The sequence below is a fragment of the Streptomyces sp. NRRL B-24572 genome, assembly GCF_002156145.1.
Lineage (GTDB): Bacteria > Actinomycetota > Actinomycetes > Streptomycetales > Streptomycetaceae > Streptomyces > Streptomyces vietnamensis.
In genome coordinates this window covers 1-596 of sequence record NZ_MWIG01001124.1, presented here as the reverse complement: position 1 = coordinate 596, position 596 = coordinate 1, and the positions used below count along the sequence as shown (strand labels likewise).

At 74.7% G+C, this 596-nt stretch carries 1 pseudogene; it reads left to right on the top strand.

Annotation, left to right across the window (positions count from 1 at the left end):
* A pseudogene (locus CCN56_RS40745) lies at positions 1-569 on the top strand (hypothetical protein); the annotation flags it as partial.
* Positions 570-596: the final 27 nt, after the last annotated feature.

Sequence of the window (596 nt, the reverse complement as noted above, 5' to 3'; positions counted from 1 at the left end):
TCGTGCGCAACGGCCCCGGGCAGCCGTGGGAGGCCGCCTACCTCACGATCCTCCCCCGGGGCGACGTCCCCGAGTTCGCCGAGGAGGAGGGGTACGCGGTGCCGGTCGCCGCGGACACCGACACGCTCGCCGTCGCGCCCGAGGACCTCGGCGCGAAGTACGTCGCGTACCTGAAGGACGGGCAGCCGGGGCCGTTCGCGCCGGGCATGCACACCACGGAGTGGCGGGCGCAGCGGCAGAAGGCCGCCAAGCGGCCGGGCATGGCCACCCAGTACATCGACCGGACCACGGACCAGGGGGACTTCGCGCCGCTCGGGCTGCGGACCCGGGACGGCGGCGCGCTCGTCTTCTTCGCGACCCGGTACTACGAGCGGCAGACGGCGGCGAAGGGCTACCGGCCGAAGGTCGGCGCCGACACCAGGGCGCTGCTGACCGGCGAGATCAAGAACACGGTCACCCGGGAGTGGGTGTCCAGCCAGGCGGTCCTGGTGAAGCCGGCGGGCACGGACCGGAACGGCGTCACGGTCGCGAGCCGGCTCCAGGGCGTGGTGGGCGCGGAGGGTTCGTAACCCCTCCCCCGTCGGCCCGGCCGACGG